The organism is Mesorhizobium sp. CA4, from assembly GCF_020165075.1.
GTDB lineage: Bacteria > Pseudomonadota > Alphaproteobacteria > Rhizobiales > Rhizobiaceae > Mesorhizobium.
On sequence record NZ_JAIUHK010000065.1, the window covers coordinates 1 to 20,289 of the forward strand.

The window sequence follows — 20,289 nt, forward strand, 5'->3', positions numbered from 1 at the left end:
AGCGATTCGTGTGTCATCTCCAGCGTAGAATCACAACCGATTCCGCGCCGCAATACCTATCTTAGCGCCTATGCCCTCGAGGGGGAGATGTCGCCGAAGGCGACAGAGGGGGTCGCCGCGCGTGAAGCGCCGACGCCCCTCCGGTCCTCATCCTCGGGTCAAGCATGACGAAGGAGTGGGCGCCGCTACCGCCCCACTTTCGAAATCACCCTTTTTTCCACCTCCGGCTCCAACGATTTCGCGAAGGGCGTCGCCATATGGTGCTGGTCGCGGAAGGCGAGCTTGCCGTCGATGAAGACGTGGCAGGTGGTAGCGCTGCAGAAGCGGTCGGTGAGGTCGACATAGGACGCGTTGGGGACGCTGGTTACGATCTCGCGTTCCAACCTGGCCATCTTGTCGTTGGCGGCATAGGCCCGCGTCTGGTCGCAGCGCGAGGGCCTTTCGTTCCGCCAAAGCGCCCGCGCCACGCAGGTGTCGACATTCGCGTTGTTGAACGGCACGTCGCGGATGAAGGCGACCTTGAGGCCGGCCTGGCTCAGGCTGGTGAGCGTGGAGCGCAGGCCGGCCCGCCAGTCGGCGTCCTGGCTGTCCGTATCGCCTCCGCCTCCGCCGCCCGCCATCTTGCGTCCGCTGGTCAGCGCCAGCTCCGAGATGACCACCAGCGCCGGCCTTGCCCCAATGATCTCCGTGATCGCCTGCTCGCGCCAGCGGTCGCATTCCGAGTAGGCGCGCTTGAGCTCGGATGACCAGACGCTGATGCGCGAGGCGCGGCAGGAATTCTTCAGCCAGGTCACCACCCGGTAACCGTTTTTCCGGCCCGCCTCGATCAGCGGCGTCGACCAGTGGTCGGCGTGGGAATCGCCGAACAGGGCGATAGTGCGCCTGCCGTCGCCGAACACACAAGGGGTCGGCGTCACCGTCTCATAGTCCTGCACGCAGCCCGCCCTGGCGCGGGCCGTGGAAGGTTCCGCGGCACTCGCCGCGATGATGCGCTGCTCCGGATCGAGGTCGTGCACGGCGAGCCTCGCATTGCCGTAAGCGGCTGCGACGCCGGTGCCGGTCAGGAGGAGGGCCGGCACCAGCGCCCGCGCCGCATCGGCCATCAGCCAGCCGCTGCGACGGATCGGGTTCTCGATGAGGTGATAGCTGAGGATGGACAGCGCGAGGGTCAGCGCAAGGCAGTAGAGCCGCTCGGCGGGTGTCAGCTCCGGCGCCAGCATGCCGGCATAGACAATGACCGGCCAATGCCAGAGATAGAGCGAATAGGAGAGCCTGCCGATCCATTGCAAAGGCGGCAGCGCCAGGGCGGCGTTCACGCAGTTCCGTTTGGAATTGCGCAAACGAGGAGTGCCGTCCCTGGCGCCGGCCGCTCCCGCCTTGAGCAGAAGGACCGTACCGACCACAGGCAGAAGCGCCAGAAAGCCGGGGAAGGGAGCGTCCTCGCTGAAGGTGAGATAGGCGACCCCGATCATCGCCAGTCCGGTCAGGCTCAACGCCCGCCCCAGCCGCGGGCGTTCGTGCAACAGCCGCGCGGGCACCATCGATGCGAGGCCGCCGGCGGCAAATTCCCATGCGCGCAGCGGCGAAAAGTAGAAGGCCCAGGGCTGCGATACGCTCGTCACCCAGGCGCAGAGAACAAAGGAAGCGAGGCCAGTAGCGGAGATCGCGACCATGATGGCGCGCTTGCCGGGCTTCACCCAGGCGGCCAGCATCAGCAGCGCCGGCCAGGCCAGATAGAATTGCTCCTCGACCGACAGCGACCAATAGTGGATGAACGGATTGCTCGTGGCGTCATTGGCGAAATAGTCGAACGACCAGCGGATAAGCCACAGATTGATCATATAAGCGGAGGCGAACATCGCGCCCTTGGAATAGAGTGCCTGCTCCTCCGGCGACAGGATGATCGCGCCCGCGGCAAGCGTTGCGGCGATGACGAAAAGCGCCGCTGGCAGCAGCCGCCGCGCGCGCCGGGCATAAAAACGCAACAGGTCAAGCCGGCCGGTTTCGGAGATTTCGGCGACGAGATGGCGGGTGATCAGATAGCCCGAGATGACGAAGAAGATGTCGACCCCGGCAAAGCCGCCGGGCAGCGCGGTCAGGCCGAAATGGAAGGCGACCACGCCCGCCACGGCCAGCGCCCGTAACCCTTCTATGTCGGGTCGGAAATCCTGCGCCGATGCTGACACGAAACACGAACCTCGCAACGTTCGTTCGTATCCCGCCTGGGGGAAAACTTGCGCCTGCGGGCTCATATCGCAATGCAACAAATCTAACGCAGTGCAACATAAGGGGAGGATGGCCGCGGATGGCTGGGCCGGCGCCGGCCGAGCCCGGCTCTCAGGCTGTTGGTTCCGCCCTCCGGCCGTTACCCGACAATCCCCGTATGGTGAACAACCTAAAGGGCCACCGGAACGGCTACTTTGTCTTATGCGGTTGACCGCCGAGCGCAGTTCCCCGAATTGCTCTAGAAGTGAAGGTCCAGCGGCTGCGGATAGGCTTGGCCCGGATCGGCGTTCTTCGATGTCAGGGGCGCCGAGGGCACGATGCCCCCGGTGGCCGTCTTATCGAGCAGCGGCCGACTTTTCTCGTTGCAGGTCTTTGTCTCGGTCAGCGGTTTTTTTGTTTTGGCCTCGGCGGCTTGCGACAGCGCAACCGCAACGAGGAGCGCGGATAAAACGAGTTTCATGATCTCCCCTGTATTCATCCCGAACGTATTCATCCCGATGCGGACCCTAGCGCCGGTCGCCAGGTCGCAAAGACGGCGTGCGTGGAAGGCTGTGGAATTCTCTGGATTTCCTGTGATATTAGGAAATGGAAATAAGCATACGGCAACGGAGATGTTTGCCGGCGTGCTGAATGAATCGTGGGCAATTCGTCTATTCCCGCCACGCGCCGAGACGCTCTGGCGGCGAAAGGCGCCGAGGGGTTTGTGGCATGGCGCAGCACATCGCGCAAAAATTAAGGCTGACTTCGGCTTTGCTGGGGACGGTGACCCGAAAAGATCTCGCGGCGGCGTTCCGCGCCGTCAATCCCAGAACGGCATTCGATATCGGCCGCGCCGACAAGTGGCTGCAGGGTCGGGCTCATCCGCGCGAGCTCAGCGTCTACGAGGACTGGGCAAAGCTGCTGCAGCTGGAGCAGCCGGGCGTGTGGATCGCTGAAAGCGATCTGCCGAGCTTCACCGCCACCGTCTGCGCCCGTCACGGTAAGGACCGGGGCGCGCTCGAACGGCTCGCCGCGCAGCAGTTCGAGGCAGCCTCTGCGCATGACGACCGCGCCCAGAGCATCGCGCTGATCGGAAGCTATGCCTGCTATTCGCGCGCCTGGTCGCCCTACTATCGCGGTCAGCTTATCAAGGGTAGCCTGTCGATCGAAGCGGGACCGGGCGTGCACGGCCTCACCGCCCATTACCGCGAGGCCTTGCCGACCGGCCAGCTCGTTCTGGGCGGCCCCGTGACGCCCGCGAAGCGCGGCCTGTACGTCCATGTCAGGGAGGTCGGCGGCGACGCCCAGTTCTTCTTCAGCCTGTTCCCCCAGTCACAGCCGGGTAGCGTGCTCGGCGGCTATATGTGTGGCACAGCCATCATCGGCCCGGAGGCGCAGCCCTCGTTCACCAGGATCCTCATGGTGCGCCTGCGCGATCCGGTGCCTGGCGCCCCAGCATGGGGAGGATATCTGCTTCCGCAGGGGTCGATCGCAGCCGACCTGGCGGCGCTCGGCACAGCGATAGAGCATCCGGAAACTGTCGACCGGCTGGTCGGCCGGTTCCTGGGAGCCGACGGCGAAGGCGACGTCGGCCAGATCCCGCCGGCCGAGTTCCGCGCCATCCTTGACGTGTTCGACCGCCAATGGCTGCGGCACGCCGGCTGACGCTTCGCCTTAGCTGGCTGATGCGCCGATCGGCTCGCCAGTCAAATTTCTTCCGCTTGATGGCTGGTCGCCTCACTCTCGTCGCTTGACGTGGAGCACGCGGAGCATAGTTGCTGTCCTGATCTTGCCTTCGACCGGGTCGAGACAGCCGATGAAGAAGCCATATTGCAAACCGACGCTGGCCAGACGTGACAGGCTTTCGGCGGTGACTGCGGCCTTGCCGTCCTCCGGCTTCACGTTCTGAGAATTTCAGAACGCAAAAGCAGGCTCGATTTGTTTAAGCGAGCTGTTCTTATAAGCTGGAAACGTTGCCCGGCCAGGAGCGGGCGGCACACTTCGAAGGTGCCCGCCCGTCCGGCGCCGCCGCCAAGCTGCTGAAACCCCGTCCGTCCCCAACAGCAACGGTCATGGCGTGACCAGCGGTTGCGGATTGCCATTCGGGCGGTGTCCTGTCAACGCTGCCGGCAACCGCTTGGGAGCGCCTTTTTAGTCGTCTTTTGGTGCCCGAAGCATGCGTTTGCAGCCATGCCAGAGCCCCGCCGAGAAGCTCTGAATGGCGGAATTCCGGGCCTTTCCGATGGCCGCAGGCCGCGCCGTACACATATGCTTATCCGCTTGAACAAGCTGATTTTTCGCCGGCCGGCCTGCCTCTTCGGCCTCGACTTTTTTTGGGTGTAATTCGGCAGCGCAGCACCGGCGCCTGGCGACGACGGGGTCCTTGAAAGCGGCATCCGGCGCATCTGTGATCCGCTCATGAAAGATGTGATAGAATGTCGCCAGCGAATGGGGGAAGTTGCGATGACCAATTGGTTGTTCGAAGTTCTTGCCAGACGGCGGTCATGGCTGGATCGGGTCCCATTGGGGCTGCTTGTCTTTCTGGCGACCTTGGTTGCAGCGCTGATGGGCGCCGCCGGCGCCTAAGCGCCACGGAGCAAAAGCGGTCGCTATTTCCTTGTCCGACCGCCTTGAATTCGAAAATCGCGGGCCTGAGCCTCACCGGCCGCGGCCGCTCGGTAAGATCGACCACACGCACCCATCTGTCGGCGCCGGCGCGCAAGGTGACTTTCTGGCCAAGCGCCTTCTCAGCCGCCTCGAAAGGTGTCTTGGCTTCTATCGAATGGACCGCGACGACGGCTTCGCCGTTTATCTCCTCGACGCGATAGGTTTTCATGCCCGTTTCCAGGGCGCCCGCCGTTTCGCTTCTCGCGCAGCATCCCGTAGCCGCGCAGGCCGGTTCCGTTGCAGGCTGGCAGGAAACCTGTTGTCCAGGGCAATTGTCGCGAAATGCGCCAACGAGATAGCACTGCCGTTCGACGCTACCTGCTTCTCGCATTCGAACACATTTCCGGCGCCGGCTTTTCAGGGCATGGGTTTCTCGTCCCGGTGAAGTGGCGGAAAGGGAAGGCGACACACCTCTTTCACCAGCCCGCGCAGCCAGCGATGCGCCGGATCGACCTCGAGCCTCGGATGCCACAAGAGCGAGATGGTCAGCGCGGCGAGCTTTACCGGCAGCGTGAAGGTGAACAGCCCGTCGCGCAGGGTGCCGGTATAGCGCTCCGGCACGGTGGCGATGAGGTCGGAGCCGCGCGCCAATGCCAGCGCTTCGGCAAAGCCGCCGACCACGGTCGCAACCTTTCGCGTCAGTCCGGCGAGCTCCAAGGCGTCGTCTACCGGGCCGCGGTCGAGGCCGCGGCGAGAGATCAGTATGTGCCGGGCGGCGGCGAAGCGGGCGGCGGTGATACGGCCTTCGCTTAACGGATGGCCGGCGCGCACGACGCCGACGAAGCGGTCGCGGAACAGCGCCTGCGCGCGCACCTCCGGGCCCGTCGAACCGCCGACCACGCCGGTCTCCAGATCGACCGCGCCCTCGCGCATCGGGCCGCTGTCCTTGTCGGGCTTGGGCACGAAGCGCAATTGCACGCCCGGCGCTTCCTCGGCCACACGGGCCAGCAGCGCCGGGCCGAAATTCTCGACGAAACCGTCGCTGTTGCGGAGCGTGAAGCTGCGGTCAAGCCGCGCAAGGTCGAGCCGCTCGGCGGGCCGCAGCACCGCTTCCGCCTCCCTCACTAGTCGCCCGACCTCAGCGCCGAGCTCGACGGCGCGCGGCGTCGGCACCAGGCCGCGCCCGGCGCGCACCAGAAGCGGATCGCCGGTCGCCGTGCGCAGCCTCGCCAGAGCCCGGCTCATCGCCGAAGGGCTGAGTTTCAGGCGTCGCGCGGCTCGGGCGACGCTGCCTTCGGCAAGCAGCACATCCAGAGTGGCGAGCAGGTTGAGATCGGGTCCCGACATGGCGAAACCATAGCACGGATCCGCCAAAGCGACATGGCGTCTGATGCACTATTCAAGTGCAAATGCTGCGCGTTCCGCCATGTCACGCCCACGCTTATCTTCCCGGCAAGTTCAACCAACGGAGAAGAAATCATGGCCGACATTGCTGAAACCCGCGCCGCGCGCCTGCGCCATTCGACGGCGGGCGCGTTGGCCAGCCTGTCGCTTGCCATGCTCGTCTCCTCGCTCGGCACCAGCATCGCCAATGTCGCGCTGCCGACGCTGAGCGTGGCCCTCGCCGCGTCGTTTGCGGCGGTGCAATGGGTAGTGCTCGCCTATCTGCTCGCCATCACGATGCTCATCGTCAGCGTCGGGCGCCTCGGCGATCTGGTCGGCCGCAGGCCGCTGCTCATCGCCGGCCTCGCGCTGTTCAGCGCCGCCTCGTTTGCCGCATCACTCGCGCCGTCGCTGGCGCTGCTGATCGCCGCGCGCGCTGTGCAAGGCCTGGGCGCTGCCGTGATGATGGCGCTGACGATCGCTTTCGTCGGCGAGACGGTGCCGAAGGAGCGCACCGGCAGCGCCATGGGTCTGCTCGGGACCATGTCGGCGATCGGCACGGCGCTCGGGCCTTCGCTCGGCGGCGTGCTGGTCGCCGCGCTTGGCTGGCGCTCGATCTTCCTGGTCAGTGCCGGGCTCGGCGCCGTTGCGCTGCTTGCCGCCTGGCGCTTCCTGCCAGCGGGCGAAGCAACAGCGATGCGAGCCTTTCATGGGGAGGCGAGGGGCCGCTTCGATACGCTTGGCACGCTGCTGTTCGCCGCCACGCTTGCCGCTTACGCGTTGTCCATGACCATGGGGCGCGGCCATTTCGGCGGCCTGAACGTGGCGCTGCTCGGCGGGGCAATTGTTGGCGCGGCGCTGTTCATTGTCGCCGAGGCCAGGGTGGCGTCGCCGCTGGTCAAGCTCGCACTGTTACGCGATCCGGTGCTGGCGCCAGGCCTCGCCATGAACGCGCTGGTCTCGACGGTGATGATGGCCACGCTGATCGTCGGTCCGTTCTTCCTGTCGCGCGCGCTGGGCCTCGGCGCCGCGACGACGGGCGCTGTTCTATCGATCGGCCCGGTCGTCTCGGCATTGTGCGGCGTCATTGCCGGGCGCGTCGTCGACCGCCTCGGCGCGGCGGCGATGGTCGTTGCCGGCCTGATCGTGATGGTCGCCGGCTGCGTCGCGCTCGCCGCATTGCCAGGCCTCTTCGGCGTTGCCGGCTATGCGGCGGCGATCATCCTGCTCACGCCCGGCTACCAGCTCTTCCAAGCGGCCAACAACACCGCCGTCATGGCCGATGTCGACAGGAGCGAGCGCGGCGTGGTGTCAGGCATGCTGAGCCTCTCGCGCAATCTCGGCCTCGTCACCGGCACGGCGGTGATGGGCGCCCTGTTCGCCTTCGCCATGGGGACAGGGAATGTCGCGGCGGCGGCGCCGGCCGCCGTCGCGCACGGTATGGAGTTCACCTTCGTCATCGCCGCGGGACTGGTGCTGGTCGCAACGGTTATTGCGGTAGCTGGTGGTTGGCGGAGAGGGCGCAGCGCGTAGTCTCGCACTAACGGAAGATCAGGTGCTTCCGCGATCACGCAATTCCGGCTCGATGTGGGAGCCCTATTCTCGCCAGCCGGCGGTGCCCATTCCGCCTTCGGCCGGTGCCTCAGCTACCCCAACGAACCCCGCCTCTGCGGCACCGGCCTCACTCATCGTGCCTGGCAACGCTGGCCACCCGGCGCTCGGCCTCTGTTTCCAACTGCGTTGGCTTTGACGTGATTTCCTGTGGCTAGGCATGCTCAAGCGGCCAGGTCGTTGCGCGTCTCGCGCGGCGTGGACGCAGCCATCGCGGCAAGCATGGCATAGAAGTTGGACGGAGGTGACAGGAAGTCGGCGGCAAGAAAAGGCAGGCGGTTCATCAGCCGCCTACCCAAGCAGGAAGCCGGCTATGAGCACGGTAAGCAGCATCGAGGCCGGCACGGCAAGCAGCCAGCGTGCCTCCAGAACACTGTTTCTGTCGTCATTCATGTCGATGCTCCTGTTGCCGTGCTGAAACCCCACGTCGGCAAACGAGCGCCGAAAGCCTTCGTTCCGCCGGTCAGGCGAGGGTCTGAAAGCCTGGTCGGACTGAAGTCGCAAACGGCAGAAAAGAAGCCCGTGTGCAGCAACCAAAACAACGGCCTCGCATTGCCAGCGCGCTGATGTTTCGCGCACTGAACTGGAGCTGTTATGAGCCTCGATAAACCCGTGGACGATCTGGAAGACCAGCCATATGAGACGGTGTTCTTCGCCCGCAAATACGGCCTGTCCCACCGGCTCGCCAAGACGATGATCGAGGCGAACGGCCCGGGGCGGCGCGCCTGCGATGCCGCAGCTAGGACCTACCTCAGCTATCTGGCGCTTTGTCGCCGACGCGAAAGTTGAGCTCGGCTCTCGGCGGAGTTCGACTGGCTGCCGCCGCTCACGCTCCGCGCCGGTTCCAAGCGCAGATCGTGCTGGAACCAAAGCGACAGGCAGCGGTTTACCCCGGCGAAGGGATGCTGCAGGAATTAGGATTAAAGCAATGAAAACAGTGCTTCTCGCTGCCTTGGCGCTCTGCGTCGCCGCACCCGCCGTCGCTTCGGCGGCCGAGGCCGATGTCGTCATCAGGACACATCACAGGCATCATTATCACCATCGGCCGGCAGTCGTTATAAATGACGAGGGCCATCGTCTGCACCATCGCCATCACGGCACCGTCGCCTTCTATGACAATGGCGAGCGCGGCTGGCGTCACCGCCATCACCGCCGCGACACGGTCGTCGTTACGAGTTCCATTCACCGGCATCATCATCGGCCGGTGGTCGTCGAGGGTAGCTCCGACTATTGAGACACCATCTGTCATAAAAAATCCGGTCCTGCACATGCGCCATGACGCTCGAGCCGGACCGGATTTTTCATGCCTTGGAGGCACCGTAGTCCCTCTACCTACGCCGCGCATTTAAGTACGCCGGCCTGGACCAGGGCTGCCGTCCGGTTGAGGCTGTCCAGCGGCCCGGTCGGGGTCAGGATGGTGCCGCCGCGCTCCCTGCTGGTCTCGCGCGCCCTGATGGTCTCGTAGACCGTATTCATGGCGCGCAACCGCAGCGCCGCCGTTCGGCGCAGGGTGCCCTTCGACGCCCATTGGACTTCGCCACGACACAACCCATATTTGAGGCCATGGAGCTTTGAGCGTGACCTTCGCGCGGGTGGCCCTTCTCGCCGCTGCCCTGGTGGCAGCGGCTGCCGTCTCTTCCGTCTCCTCGACCGAGGGCGGGAAGATCGCACTGAGCGTTGCTATTGACGGCGCTATAGGGCCGGCGAGCACCAGGCAGCTCGAGGAGGCGCTCGACACTGCTGCTGAACGCAACGCCGAAGTGCTCATCCTTCAGCTCAACACGCCGGGCGGCCTGGTCACCTCGATGCGCGAGATGATCGCCGACATCCTGGCCTCGCCCGTGCCCGTTATCGGCTATGTCGCGCCGGCCGGCGGCCATGCGGCGAGCGCCGGCACCTACATTCTTTACGCCACCCATGTCGCGGCGATGGCGCCGGGCACCAATCTAGGCGCGGCGACGCCGGTCGAGATAGGCGGGCTGCCGTCGCTTCCAGGCGGCGACAAGGACAAAAGCCAGAAGGGCGTCACCGACCGGCCGGCCGGCGACGAGATGATGGCCAAGGTGACCAATGACGCGGTCGCGCTCATCCGCTCGCTCGCCGAGATGCGCGGCCGCAACGGCGACTGGGGCGAGAAGGCGGTGCGCGAGGCAGCAAGCTTGTCGGCCAACGCCGCCCTGCAGGAGCATGTCATCGACTTCGTCGCCCGCGACACTACCGAGTTGCTGCAGCTTGCCGACGGGCGCACCGTCGATGTTGCCGGCGCCAAGAAGGTGCTGGCGACGAAAGGGCTGCCGGTCGAGACGCTGGAGCCTGGCTGGTTCATACGGCTGCTCTCCGTCATCACCGACCCGAACACCGCCGTCATCTTGATGCTGGTCGGCGTCTATGGCCTTGTCTTCGAGTTCGCCAGCCCGGGCGCCGTGGCGCCTGGCGTCATTGGCACCATCTGCCTGGTGCTCGGGCTCTATGCGCTCAACCTCTTGCCGATCAACTATACCGGCCTGGCGCTGATGCTGCTCGGCATCGCTTTCCTCATCATCGAGGCGTTCAACCCCACCGTGGTGCTGGGGCTGGGCGGCGTCGCCGCTTTCCTGCTCGGCTCGGCCATGCTGCTCAGGGTCGAAGGGCCGGGCTTTGCCGTGTCGTGGGCGGTCATCGGCCCCGCCGCCGTGCTGACGCTCGGGCTGGCGTTGCTCACCGGAACCTATGTCTGGGCGGCGCGCAGGAACCCGCCGCGCGTCGGCGGCGAGGCGATGCGCGGCCTGCCCGTCGAGATCGTCGACTGGCAGGGCGGCGAGGGCCATGTGCTGGCTTTGGGCGAGCGTTGGCGGGCGAGAGCCGACGAACCCGTCGCACCCGGCGACAGCGTTGAGGTGACTGACGTCAGCGACCTGGTGCTGACCGTGCGGCGCCGCGATACGAGCAACAACGGAGTAAAATGATGGTCGGTTACGTGGCCTATCTCATCGTTGCGCTGCTGGTGATCATCTTCCTGTCGGCGGCCATCCGCATCCTGAGGGAATATGAACGAGGCGTGGTCTTCACGCTCGGCCGCTTCACCGGGGTCAAGGGACCCGGCCTCATCATCCTCATCCCTTTCGTCCAGCAGATGGTGCGTGTCGACCTGCGCGTGGTGGTGCAGGACGTGCCGCCGCAGGATGTCATCTCGCGCGACAATGTTTCGGTCAAGGTCAACGCCGTGCTCTATTTCCGCATCGTCGACGCCGAGCGGGCAATCATCCAGGTCGAGGACTTCATGGCCGCCACCAACCAGCTGGCGCAGACCACGCTGCGCTCGGTGCTCGGCAAGCACGAGCTCGACGAGATGCTGGCCGAACGCGACAAACTCAACAGCGACATCCAGGAGATCCTCGACCAGCGCACCGATGCCTGGGGCATCAAGGTCTCCAATGTCGAGATCAAGCATGTCGACCTGAACGAGAGCATGATCCGCGCCATCGCAAAGCAGGCCGAGGCCGAGCGGCTGCGCCGCGCCAAGGTGATCAACGCCGACGGCGAGCAGCAGGCGGCGGCGAAGCTGGTCGAGGCCGGCCGCATGCTTGCGGCCGAGCCGCAAGCCATGCAGTTGCGCTATTTCGAGGCCCTGCACGATATCGCCGGCGAGCGCTCGTCCACGGTGGTATTTCCGCTGCCGGTGGAACTGCTCGGGCAGTTCATGAAGGAGCAGGGCAAGTGAGGCATTGACGCTGCCGGTCTCTTCCTTCGGCCGCAGAGTCAATCACGCCTCGCCGCCGGAACCCTTGCGCATTCTGCCAGCACCTTGCCGATCGCAGCCCGAGCCTTTCAGCGGAAAGCTCGCCGTGCCGTATTTGTCGGCCGAAACCGTCACCTCGCCCTTGCCGCGCAGCATCGCCAGCAGCTGCGCTTGCCATGTCCTTCTCCATTTCGTGGAGCCCTAAAACGCGGTGATAGCGGTCGAGTTCCGTCCGCGGCGTTGCCGGCGGAGGCGAAGCTCCGGAATTGGACTGGAGAGAAGTGCCATGGACTTTCTGCGCGTCTTGGTGGTTCTGTATCATCGATCGCGTCAGCGTCGCCTATTGCCTCGGCGCAGAGGGAACGGGAATCGCGTCGCCTGGCCATTGCCGGAGCCGTCCGCATCTATCGGGCGCTCGTCGGCGTATAGCCGAAGCGACGCCGGAAGCAGCGATTGAAATAGGACACGTCGCTGAACCCGCTCATCATGGCAATGTCGCTGACCCGCATGTTGTCATTGTGTCTCTGCACGAGCATCTTATGAGCGCTCTGCAAGCGCAGTTCGAGGACGCGCTCGGAGAAGCTGATACCTGTCTCCTGAAGGAGATCGTGAACATAGCGCGCTGACAGGGCGAGTTCTTGTGCAACGCCTTGCGCTGAGATGCCGGGGTCGGCAAAATTCTCTGCGATCTTCGCCAAGATTGCCCGCAACCTAGCCGCTCGCAGGCCGCGCAGGCCCGCCATTTCGGCGGCCTGACCTTTTGCGCCGGTGACCAGGCCGATCAAATCGACAATCGTTTCCGTTGCATGTGTTATTAGATCGGCCGAGACGAGGGGGCGGCCGGTCTCGAGAAGTTGGCAATAACGCGTGAGAAGATCGAGAGCCTCGTTTTCGGCGCCGATCTTCAACGCCAGCCTGTCATCGATCTGCGGGAAGGCCTGTTTGAGGACGGAGCGTGGGACCACCACGTTCGCCCACACATTCCGGTCGGCACCAACCATTTTCAGTGCTTCCGATGCCGTGACCAGGACCGCTTCTCCCTTGCCGACGCCGTACTCGCGGCCGACCTGCGCCCCGGTCAAAACGGTGTCGGCCTTGTTGATCAGCAGGAGATATCCGTCATTGCCGTCGTCGGCAATGTTGCTTGCTTTCCTCGTCGCATGCCTGATCGTTCCGGACATCTGGCCGAGAACCAGTGATCCGACAGCCGTGGCTTCGATCGCTGCCTCGAAAGGCAGGTCTGCGGATATGCCGTATTCAACCGACCATATCTCCGCGACATGGATGTCCTGCCAGAGGGAAAATCGATCGCGTTCATTAAGATGCGAGGGCAACTGAGCCGATGAAAACACCGTCTTTCGCGACAATCGAACACCTCGAAAAAACTCCAGCTTGAAAAAATTGTCGAACGCGATGCTTTCCAATCCGGGCATAACAAGCGACATTGATCGCTCGGCGTTCGACCGATCGCATTAGACCCTTTAGTCGAGTTCAACCACGCGTGGCGTCACCCCAAAGTATGACGTCGCGAAATCCTTCCAGCCGGGATCGGCGTTTTTTGCGCCGGCGGCTGTCAATTTGTTGCTGTATTCATCTTTTTTCGCTCGTCCCTCATGCAGGGCAGGGCATGTCAGGGGGCGTGGTGGAGAGACTGGGCAGCGAAGCGCTTTATTCGATTATCGGTGAAATTTATGATTGCGTTTTGAATCCGGAAGGCTGGACCGGAGTGATGACCCGGGTCACCGAAGCTGTCGACGCTGCCTATACCACTGTCGCGCTGGCCAGCACTGCTGACAATCAGGGCCGTTTCGCGGCTCAATCAGCTTGGGATCCGCTGCAAATGCGCGCGCTCCAGGAAGATTATGACTTTGACGAAATTCCCGGATTGAAGGCCGCGGTCGTTGGCGACATCGACACGCCTGTTGCGACGCTGTCGCATATGAGCGAAGCCGAGCTCCAGCAAACGCCGTTCTTCCAGAATTGGGCCAGGCCACAGGGATTGCGCGAGGCTTGCATCACCAAATTCGTTCACACGCCGGATCGGATTGGGCTCATGGGCTGCACCACCCGTGCCAACAGGAGTATCATAACCGTTGAAGAGCAGCGGTTCCTGGCATTGCTCTCGCCGCATCTGCGCCGCGCTTCCCTGATTGGAGATCTGCTCGATCAAACCCGCATTTCCGCCAATTTCTATCGCGAAGCGCTCGACTATCTCGCCGTGCCTATCGTTTTTGCCGGCGCCGACGGAGCAATCCTCCATGCGAATGGGGCTGCCGACCGGATGTTTTCCGGGCAGGGTCCCATTCTTTCCAGGAAGGGCTTGCTCCAACCGCAGAATCCGGTGGTCGCCCGCGCTTTGGCGGAAGCATTAGCCAGCGCTGCCGGCGCAGATGCTTCGCTTGGCTCTCGCGGCATAGGGCTGCCCGTTTCAGCGCCGGGTCAACCGCCCGCCGTAGCCTATGTGTTGCCGCTGACCGAAGGAACCGCGCGCGCGGCTTTCCGGCCCGCTTGTGCTGCCGTCTTCGTGTCCACCACGACCTCCTCTTCTCCGCTGCCGGAGGCCGTTCTCACGACACTATTCGACCTTACTCCCGCGGAGGCCCGGGTCCTCCTGCGGATCGGCAGCGGATTGCCCGCGTCTAGGAGCGCCTCATCGCTCGGCATCAGTGAAAACACTTTGAAGACACATCTCAACCGGATATTCGCCAAGACCGGCACGAGGCGCCAAGCCGATCTCGTCAAACTGATTTCGGACATAGGCATGCCTTTCGTGACTTATCAGGCTGCCGCTCGCCGCTGAGCTGGCCGTGCCGAATTCCTCGTGACGCCGGGTGGCGCCAGGTAGACTCACGCCCAAACGCCGCGTCCAGACCGGCAATCGACTGAGGCTGTATGGCCACACCGACCGGGAAAGCGTTGCGGCGCTCTCCAGGACAATTCAGGTGCGGTCCAGCCCAAGACGCGGGCTGCGAACAATGCAAAACCTCGACGACCCCCCGGATCGCCGCCGAGCATTTCGCGGCTGGGGAAGCAACATTGGGATAGCAAACAGTGAAAACGGTTCTTCTCGCTACAGCCTTCATTCTCGCGCCTGTCGGCATGGCGTCCGCGGCGGACATCAACGAAACCTCGCCTGTCGCCGCAGCCTATGACTGGTCCGGTCTCTATGCTGGCGTTCACTTCGGTTACGCAGCGGCAAACTCCGATCTTACCGTCTTCAACTATGGCGGCGGGAGTGCCGATGTTGTCACCCAAATGGATTCGGACGGTTTCATTGGCGGCGTCCATGTCGGCTTCAATCAGGAAATGGCAAATCGCTTCGTGCTCGGTGCCGAGGCTGACCTTGCGTACAGCAATGCAGAGGGACTGACGATATTCGCCGGCGGCAGCACGTTTCTCAAGAGCGAACTCAAATGGTCGGGCTCGGCGCGGCTGCGGGCTGGCTATGCCTTCTATCGGACATTGCCTTACATTACTGCGGGCGTAGCAGCGGCAAAGTACGAAATCACTGGGACTACCGGCAGCGACAGCACGCTACTCCACGACGAAACCCATGTTGGCTGGACGGTTGGAGCTGGCATTGAGCACGCCTTTTCCGACAGGTGGATCGCTCGGGTCGAATATAGCTACTCCGACTTCGGCACTAAGGATCTCTCGGCATCGGATGGCATCAACACGGTGGCGGACGTCGATCTCCAGACGCATGATGTCCGGGTCGGCCTCAGCTACAAGTTCTGATCTGACAGACCGAACAAAACCCCGGCCTCGCGCCGGGGTCTTGCTTGTGCCGTAAACGCATTCTCGCCCGCCGGCGCGGGCCGAGAAGATGACGACGCGCGCTCGGCCGGTGAGCTCGTCGGCGCGACCATCGACACCTGCCGGCCCCTTCTGTGATCAATACGAAGTGAGGTGGAATTGGCGGCGCCGAAGCTGCCAATCTCGCTTCAGATCAATTTCTCCAGCGTGATCGGCAGATCGCGCACTCTTTTTCCCGTCGCGTGGAAGACAGCGTTGGCAATCGCCGGCGCGATGCCGACGATTGCCAGTTCGCCCACGCCCTTGCCCCCAAGGGCGGAGGAGTGCGGGTCGGGGATGCCGACCGATATGGTCTGGATGTCGGGAATGTCGGCATTGGTAGGCAGCATGTAGTCCGCGAAATTGCCGTTGACGATGCGGCCGTGGCGGCGGTCGACGATACCTTCCTCCAGCAGCGCCTGGCCGATGCCCATGATGATGCCGCCCTTCCACTGGCTCTCCGCCAGCTTGGGGTTATAGAGCCGGCCGGAATCGAGCGCCGACACCACGCGCGACACGCGCACCGTCCCGAAATCCTCGTCGACGCGCACCTCGACGAAATGCGCGCACCAGGAATAGCGCGAATAGTCGCCCTCGGTGTGCGGGATCGACATGGCTATCGTGGTGTAGTTCTTGTAGCGCTCGTCCGGCGTCGTGCTGGCCGGCAGCGTGTCGCCCTTGGTCTCGATGTGGTCGCGGCCGACGGCGCTCATGAGTTCGGCGATCGACAAGTCCGGTCCTTCGCCGCGTGGCGATGCGATGCGGCCGTCCCGCACGAAGAGCGTATTCGCCTGCAGCTTCTGGAAGGGCGAGCGCGGGTCGGAGAGCGCCAGCCCAATCAGCTCGTCCAGCGCTTGGCCGGCAGCCTTGTGGACGGCGCCGGTCATGACGCCGGCAAGCCGTGAGCCGCCGGTAACGCCGGCGCGGGCGAAATGCGAGTCGCCGAGCTTCACAGTGACATTCTCCACCGGCACGCCGAGCGTTTCGGCGGCGGTCTGCGCCAGGATCGTGTAGGTGCCCTGGCCCATGTCGATGGAGGAGCTTTCGACCACGACCGAACCGTCGGCGAGTATCTTCACCACCGCCTCGCCATGCGCGCGCCGCACCGGATAAGTGCCGGCGGCGACGCCCCAGCCGATGAGTTGGTGGCGGTCGCGCATCGAGCGCGGCGCGGGCGAGCGCTTCGCCCAGCCGAAGGCCTCGGCTCCGGCGGCAAAGGCTTCGCGCAACTGGCGCGTCGACCACGCCTTCCTCGCATGCGGATCCCGTTCGGCATAGTTGATCAGCCGGATCTCCAGCGGATCCAGCCCAAGCTCATGGGCGAGCTCGTCGATGGCGCATTCGATGCCGAAAGCGCTCGGGTTCTCGCCCGGCGCGCGCTTTGCCCCCGGCACCACCGTGTTCACCCGCACCACATTCTGCTTCGAGGAGAAGTTGGGCGTGGCATACATGATCGAGGTGACGGAACCGAGCGGCTCGACCCACATGCCGTCCACAGCCGTCTCGTTGACGCCGCGGTGCACGATGGACTGGATCTTGCCATCCCTTTCGGCGCCGATCGCAACGGTCTGACGCGTCGCGGCGCGGCCGCCATAAGACGTAAAATTCTGCGGGCGGTTGAGCACCAGCTTCACCGGCCGGTCGAGCATCTTGGCGGCAGCCGCTGCCACCGCGCTGTGCGCCAGGGCCAGCGCCTTGGAGCCGAAGCCGCCGCCGATATAGGGCGAGACCAGCCGCACATTCTCGAACGGGATCGAAAACCACTCGGCATAGGTGCGCGCCATGCCGTCCAGCCACTGGCTGGGTTCCCAGATGGTCAGCTCGTCGCCTTCCCAGCGCGCGATCAGCCCATGCGGCTCCATCGCCGCCTGGAATTCGCGCGGCGTGTTATAGGCCGCGCAGATGCGCACCGGCGCCGCGGCGAAAGCGGCTTCAGCGTCGCCCCATTCCTTGGTCATGGCCTCAATCGGGATACCGTCGCCGGCCTTGCTGTCGCTGAGGTCGACGATGGCAGGTGTCTCATCATACCAAACCTTGACGAGTGCGGCCGCCGCCACGGCCTGCTCGAACGTCTCGGCCACCACGGCCGCGACATGCTGGCCGGAGAAGGTGACCTCGCGCACGAGCGGCGAGAAGGTCGGCTGCGCCGGCGCCTTGCCGAACCAGTCCGACGCGCCCTTCAGTTCCATGATCGTGTCGGGCGTCAGCACGGCGAGCACGCCGGGCGCGGTCTCGGCCGCGCGCGTGTCGATTGCCGTCACCTTGCCCGCGGCGATGGTTGCGCCGACCAGCACTGCATGCGTAAGCCCTTCGAGCTTCTGCTCGACGGCGTAGTGCGCCGCTCCGGTGATCTTGGCGGGGCCGTCGACGCGCGACAGGCGTCCGCCGACCGCTTCGAGGCGCGCGCTGTCGGACGCTGCGTGTTTCATGTCATGGACGGTCATGCCGTTTCTCCCAATTTGAGGATGGCGCGCGCGATCACGCGCGGCGCCAATGCGATCTTGTAGTGGTTGGCGCCATGGTCGACCGCGCCTTCCATGGCGAGCTCGCTCGCCTCATGGATCGTCGCTTCGTCGAGCGCTTTGCCCTTCAGCGCGTCCTCGACGGCGCGCGCCCGCCACGGCTTCGTCGCGACGCCGCCGAGCGCGACGCGGATGTCGCGGATGGTGCGGCCATCGCCTTCGAGCTCCAGCCCGACCGCGGCGCTGGCCGCGGCGAATTCATAGGACTGGCGGTCGCGCACCTTGATGTAGGTCGAGCGTCTGGCCGCGGCCGAGCCGGGAATCTCGATTGCCGTGATCACTTCGCCCGGACGGATGTCGTGCTCCTGCTCGGCTGTCGCACCAGGAGCCAGGAAGAAGTCCTCGACTTTGAGCTTGCGCTCGCCGAGATCGACCTCGGCGTCGAAGGCGACGAGCGCTACGGCGAGATCGCCCGGATAGGTAGCGATGCAGGCCTCGCTCACGCCAAGCACGGCATGGCCGCGCGTCACGCCGCCGATCGCCGAGCAGCCGCTGCCCGGCTCGCGCTTGTTGCAGGCCGGGAAGTTGGCGGGATCACGGAAATAGGGACAGCGCGTGCGCTGCATCAGGTTGCCGCCGATCGTCGCCATGTTGCGCAGCTGCGCCGACGCCGCCTGCCAGAGCGCTTCCGAGACGGCGGGGAAGAAGCTCTTCACCTCGGCATTGTCGGCGACATGGCTCATCTTTGCCAGCGCGCCGATCAAAGCGCGGTCGGCGCTCGCATCGATGGCCTTGAGCCCTTCGATATGGCTGATGTCGATGACGGTGGCGGGTTCCGCGACGCCGCATTTGGCGAGGTCGACCAGTGTCGTGCCGCCGGCCAGCAGCATGGCGCCGGGAAGGGCGGCCGCGTTGCGGGCGGCCTCTATATTGTCGGCGCGGAAGTAGGAAAAATCTCTCATGAGCGCAGCTCCTGTGCGGCCTGGCGGACGGCGGCGACGATGTTCGGATAGGCGCCGCAGCGACAAAGATTGCCAGCCATGTATTCGCGGATCTCCTCGTCTGAGCCGGCATGGCCCTCGCGGATGCAGGCTACCGCCGACATGATCTGCCCCGGCGTGCAATAACCGCACTGGAAGGCGTCGTGTTCGAGGAAGGCGGCCTGCACGGCGTGCAGCGTGCCGTCCTCGTCGGCGAGCCCCTCGATGGTGGTGATCGAGCGGCCCTCGACCTGCGCGGCCAAGGTCAGGCAGGCGAGTACCCGTTCACCGTCGACATGCACTGTGCAGGCGCCGCACTGACCCTGGTCGCAGCCTTTCTTGGTGCCGGTGAGGTGGAGCCGCTCGCGTAGCGCGTCGAGCAGCGTCACGCGCGGCTCGATGTCGAGCGCGTGGGTCTGGCCGTTGATGGTGAGGTGGAGAGAAAGCGTAGTGGGGCTAGGGGTTGAACCGTTGGCGGCAAGACCGTTCCTGAAGTGGCCGTCTTCGGGAGGGTCGATGATGATCTGGCTGGTCATGGGGCGTCGGGCTCCGATTGCTGGACGCTAGGGATGGAAATGGGACTTGGCGGGGGAGGGGCAAGGGCAAACGTTTGACGAGGGCGCCGTCGGCGGAGAGCCTGATCTCCCCCGCAAGAGGGAGATTGGCAGCTCCCGCGCCCTGCTCCAGCGGCCAGGGTGCGCTTCCAATCCTTCTCCACGTGACACGCCGCTTCCCTGGTTATATGATAAAGGCGCTCCACTAAAGCGGAGGTCCCTCCGTTTATTTAACTGGGGTCTGGCCAGCCATGGTTCAACCCCCCATATTGCTTTGGTGGAGAAAAAGGTGCCCGAGCAGGAAATGACTGAAGCGACGCGAGACGCGCCAGTGCAAAGGCCGCTGCGCGCCGATGCGCAGCGCAACCGCGACAAGCTTGTCGAGGTGGCGGCACAGATGTTTGCGAGCGACGGCGTCGACGCTTCGCTGGAGGAGATCGCCAGGCGGGCAGGGGTCGGCATCGGTACGCTCTACCGCCATTTCCCGACCCGCGAGCATCTGGTCGAGGTGGTTTACCGCCGTGAGGTGGAAGGGCTCTGCCACGCCGCCGGGGAACTGGCTCAGCTGCATCCGGCCGATGTCGCGCTCGAACTCTGGATGCAGCGCTTCGTCGACTACATCGCCACCAAACGCGGCCTCGCCACCAGCTTGCGGATTCTGCTTACCACGAATTCGACGCTGTTCTCCGACACGTCCGGTCGTGTCTCAGGCGCGATGCGAGGCCTGATCGAGGCCGCAGCCGCCTCGGGCAAAATCCGCGCCGACGTCGACGCCTCCGATGTGATGCATGCGCTGGGCGGCATCTACTCGGCGCCGAACACGCCCGACTGGCGCGAGCGGTCGGGGCGTCTGGTGAAGCTGCTGATGGACGGGTTGCGCTTCGGGGCGAGGGGTTGAGGCTGCCATCCAACGGCTCCCCGACTGGCATTCACCAACCCACGGCCTACATGGTCGGCATCACCCACCCACCCTC

20 protein-coding genes are annotated in these 20,289 nt (G+C 64.6%); 9 read left to right on the forward strand and 11 right to left on the reverse strand.

The genetic code is table 11. The annotated features are described in order from the left end of the window. Positions 1–185 precede the first annotated feature (185 nt). Positions 186–2,186 (reverse strand): acyltransferase family protein, encoded by a 2,001-nt coding sequence (locus LB528_RS29515; RefSeq protein ID WP_224717186.1) that lies wholly within the window; start codon positions 2,184–2,186, stop codon positions 186–188. A gap of 278 nt (positions 2,187–2,464) precedes the next feature. Then, positions 2,465–2,719 carry a hypothetical protein gene (locus LB528_RS29520; RefSeq protein ID WP_224513458.1) on the reverse strand — a complete coding sequence of 85 codons (255 nt, stop codon included), beginning with the start codon at positions 2,717–2,719 and terminating at the stop codon, positions 2,465–2,467. 215 nt (positions 2,720–2,934) lie between these two features. Here LB528_RS29520 and LB528_RS29525 point away from each other — a divergent pair, with 215 nt between their 5' ends. Continuing rightward, complete coding sequence (locus LB528_RS29525; protein WP_224513460.1) at positions 2,935–3,870, forward strand: hypothetical protein; 936 nt, start codon at positions 2,935–2,937, stop codon at positions 3,868–3,870. Between the two features lie 72 nt (positions 3,871–3,942). Here LB528_RS29525 and LB528_RS29530 read toward each other — a convergent pair whose 3' ends face one another. The 3 genes from LB528_RS29530 to LB528_RS29540 form a co-directional block, all read right to left on the reverse strand. After that, the gene (locus tag LB528_RS29530) at positions 3,943–4,107 is read right to left on the reverse strand and encodes a hypothetical protein (protein WP_224513462.1); all 165 of its coding nucleotides are present in this window, start codon (positions 4,105–4,107) and stop codon (positions 3,943–3,945) included. A gap of 514 nt (positions 4,108–4,621) precedes the next feature. Further along, positions 4,622–5,041 (reverse strand): hypothetical protein, encoded by a 420-nt coding sequence (locus LB528_RS29535; protein WP_224513464.1) that lies wholly within the window; start codon positions 5,039–5,041, stop codon positions 4,622–4,624. 188 nt (positions 5,042–5,229) lie between these two features. Continuing rightward, positions 5,230–6,159, reverse strand: coding sequence for a LysR family transcriptional regulator (locus tag LB528_RS29540; protein ID WP_224513465.1), 930 nt, complete (start codon positions 6,157–6,159; stop codon positions 5,230–5,232). A gap of 132 nt (positions 6,160–6,291) precedes the next feature. On the opposite strand from LB528_RS29540, the gene LB528_RS29545 reads away from it, so the two are divergent. From LB528_RS29545 to LB528_RS29555, 3 genes are all read left to right on the forward strand, one after another. Beyond that, positions 6,292–7,728: an MFS transporter gene (locus LB528_RS29545; protein WP_224513468.1), complete on the forward strand. Its 1,437-nt coding sequence runs from the start codon at positions 6,292–6,294 to the stop codon at positions 7,726–7,728. Positions 7,729–8,400: 672 nt separating this feature from the next. Next, positions 8,401–8,595, forward strand: coding sequence for a hypothetical protein (locus LB528_RS29550; protein WP_224513469.1), 195 nt, complete (start codon positions 8,401–8,403; stop codon positions 8,593–8,595). Positions 8,596–8,734: 139 nt separating this feature from the next. Next, positions 8,735–9,040, forward strand: a complete 306-nt coding sequence (locus LB528_RS29555) for a hypothetical protein (protein WP_224513470.1) — start codon at positions 8,735–8,737, stop codon at positions 9,038–9,040. Between the two features lie 98 nt (positions 9,041–9,138). Here the strand turns inward: LB528_RS29555 and LB528_RS29560 are convergent, their stop codons facing one another. Continuing rightward, positions 9,139–9,282, reverse strand: a complete 144-nt coding sequence (locus LB528_RS29560; protein WP_224717187.1) for a hypothetical protein — start codon at positions 9,280–9,282, stop codon at positions 9,139–9,141. A gap of 101 nt (positions 9,283–9,383) precedes the next feature. Between LB528_RS29560 and LB528_RS29565 the strand changes: the two genes are divergently transcribed. Together LB528_RS29565 and LB528_RS29570 are read left to right on the forward strand one after the other, a co-directional pair. Further along, the gene (locus tag LB528_RS29565; RefSeq protein ID WP_224717188.1) at positions 9,384–10,751 is read left to right on the forward strand and encodes an NfeD family protein; all 1,368 of its coding nucleotides are present in this window, start codon (positions 9,384–9,386) and stop codon (positions 10,749–10,751) included. Continuing rightward, complete coding sequence (locus LB528_RS29570) at positions 10,748–11,506, forward strand: slipin family protein (RefSeq protein WP_224717189.1); 759 nt, start codon at positions 10,748–10,750, stop codon at positions 11,504–11,506. The genes LB528_RS29565 and LB528_RS29570 overlap by 4 nt, the downstream gene beginning before the upstream one ends. Before the next feature lie 42 nt (positions 11,507–11,548). On the opposite strand, the gene LB528_RS30355 is transcribed toward LB528_RS29570, so the two are convergent. Then, positions 11,549–11,680, reverse strand: coding sequence for a hypothetical protein (locus tag LB528_RS30355; protein WP_263487536.1), 132 nt, complete (start codon positions 11,678–11,680; stop codon positions 11,549–11,551). Positions 11,681–11,928: 248 nt separating this feature from the next. Then, the gene (locus LB528_RS29575) at positions 11,929–12,969 is read right to left on the reverse strand and encodes an AraC family transcriptional regulator (protein WP_224717190.1); all 1,041 of its coding nucleotides are present in this window, start codon (positions 12,967–12,969) and stop codon (positions 11,929–11,931) included. A gap of 182 nt (positions 12,970–13,151) precedes the next feature. On the opposite strand from LB528_RS29575, the gene LB528_RS29580 reads away from it, so the two are divergent. Then, positions 13,152–14,324 (forward strand): LuxR C-terminal-related transcriptional regulator, encoded by a 1,173-nt coding sequence (locus LB528_RS29580; RefSeq protein WP_224717191.1) that lies wholly within the window; start codon positions 13,152–13,154, stop codon positions 14,322–14,324. Positions 14,325–14,575: 251 nt separating this feature from the next. Continuing rightward, positions 14,576–15,262 carry an outer membrane protein gene (locus LB528_RS29585; RefSeq protein WP_224717192.1) on the forward strand — a complete coding sequence of 229 codons (687 nt, stop codon included), beginning with the start codon at positions 14,576–14,578 and terminating at the stop codon, positions 15,260–15,262. Positions 15,263–15,468: 206 nt separating this feature from the next. On the opposite strand, the gene LB528_RS29590 is transcribed toward LB528_RS29585, so the two are convergent. The 3 genes from LB528_RS29590 to LB528_RS29600 are packed head-to-tail and all read right to left on the reverse strand — an operon-like array spanning position 15,469 to position 19,297. After that, the gene (locus LB528_RS29590) at positions 15,469–17,763 is read right to left on the reverse strand and encodes a xanthine dehydrogenase family protein molybdopterin-binding subunit (RefSeq protein WP_224717193.1); all 2,295 of its coding nucleotides are present in this window, start codon (positions 17,761–17,763) and stop codon (positions 15,469–15,471) included. Then, positions 17,760–18,743, reverse strand: a complete 984-nt coding sequence (locus tag LB528_RS29595; RefSeq protein WP_224717194.1) for an FAD binding domain-containing protein — start codon at positions 18,741–18,743, stop codon at positions 17,760–17,762. The genes LB528_RS29590 and LB528_RS29595 overlap by 4 nt, the downstream gene beginning before the upstream one ends. Continuing rightward, a complete protein-coding gene (locus LB528_RS29600) occupies positions 18,740–19,297 on the reverse strand; it encodes a (2Fe-2S)-binding protein (protein ID WP_224717195.1) in 558 nt (185 codons plus the stop codon). The genes LB528_RS29595 and LB528_RS29600 overlap by 4 nt, the downstream gene beginning before the upstream one ends. A 322-nt stretch (positions 19,298–19,619) precedes the next feature. Between LB528_RS29600 and LB528_RS29605 the strand changes: the two genes are divergently transcribed. Further along, complete coding sequence (locus LB528_RS29605; protein ID WP_224717196.1) at positions 19,620–20,213, forward strand: TetR/AcrR family transcriptional regulator; 594 nt, start codon at positions 19,620–19,622, stop codon at positions 20,211–20,213. Positions 20,214–20,289: the final 76 nt, after the last annotated feature.

Coding starts and splice junctions, on each gene's coding strand:
- LB528_RS29520 (WP_224513458.1), bottom strand. CDS start 2,719: ATGAATACGTTCGGGATGAATACAGGGGAGATCATGAAACTCGTTTTA.
- LB528_RS29525 (WP_224513460.1), top strand. CDS start 2,935: ATGGCGCAGCACATCGCGCAAAAATTAAGGCTGACTTCGGCTTTGCTG.
- LB528_RS29535 (WP_224513464.1), bottom strand. CDS start 5,041: ATGAAAACCTATCGCGTCGAGGAGATAAACGGCGAAGCCGTCGTCGCG.
- LB528_RS29540 (WP_224513465.1), bottom strand. CDS start 6,159: ATGTCGGGACCCGATCTCAACCTGCTCGCCACTCTGGATGTGCTGCTT.
- LB528_RS29545 (WP_224513468.1), top strand. CDS start 6,292: ATGGCCGACATTGCTGAAACCCGCGCCGCGCGCCTGCGCCATTCGACG.
- LB528_RS29550 (WP_224513469.1), top strand. CDS start 8,401: ATGAGCCTCGATAAACCCGTGGACGATCTGGAAGACCAGCCATATGAG.
- LB528_RS29555 (WP_224513470.1), top strand. CDS start 8,735: ATGAAAACAGTGCTTCTCGCTGCCTTGGCGCTCTGCGTCGCCGCACCC.
- LB528_RS29560 (WP_224717187.1), bottom strand. CDS start 9,282: ATGAATACGGTCTACGAGACCATCAGGGCGCGCGAGACCAGCAGGGAG.
- LB528_RS29570 (WP_224717189.1), top strand. CDS start 10,748: ATGATGGTCGGTTACGTGGCCTATCTCATCGTTGCGCTGCTGGTGATC.
- LB528_RS30355 (WP_263487536.1), bottom strand. CDS start 11,680: ATGCTGCGCGGCAAGGGCGAGGTGACGGTTTCGGCCGACAAATACGGC.
- LB528_RS29575 (WP_224717190.1), bottom strand. CDS start 12,969: ATGTCGCTTGTTATGCCCGGATTGGAAAGCATCGCGTTCGACAATTTT.
- LB528_RS29580 (WP_224717191.1), top strand. CDS start 13,152: ATGTCAGGGGGCGTGGTGGAGAGACTGGGCAGCGAAGCGCTTTATTCG.
- LB528_RS29590 (WP_224717193.1), bottom strand. CDS start 17,763: ATGACCGTCCATGACATGAAACACGCAGCGTCCGACAGCGCGCGCCTC.
- LB528_RS29595 (WP_224717194.1), bottom strand. CDS start 18,743: ATGAGAGATTTTTCCTACTTCCGCGCCGACAATATAGAGGCCGCCCGC.
- LB528_RS29600 (WP_224717195.1), bottom strand. CDS start 19,297: ATGACCAGCCAGATCATCATCGACCCTCCCGAAGACGGCCACTTCAGG.
- LB528_RS29605 (WP_224717196.1), top strand. CDS start 19,620: ATGACTGAAGCGACGCGAGACGCGCCAGTGCAAAGGCCGCTGCGCGCC.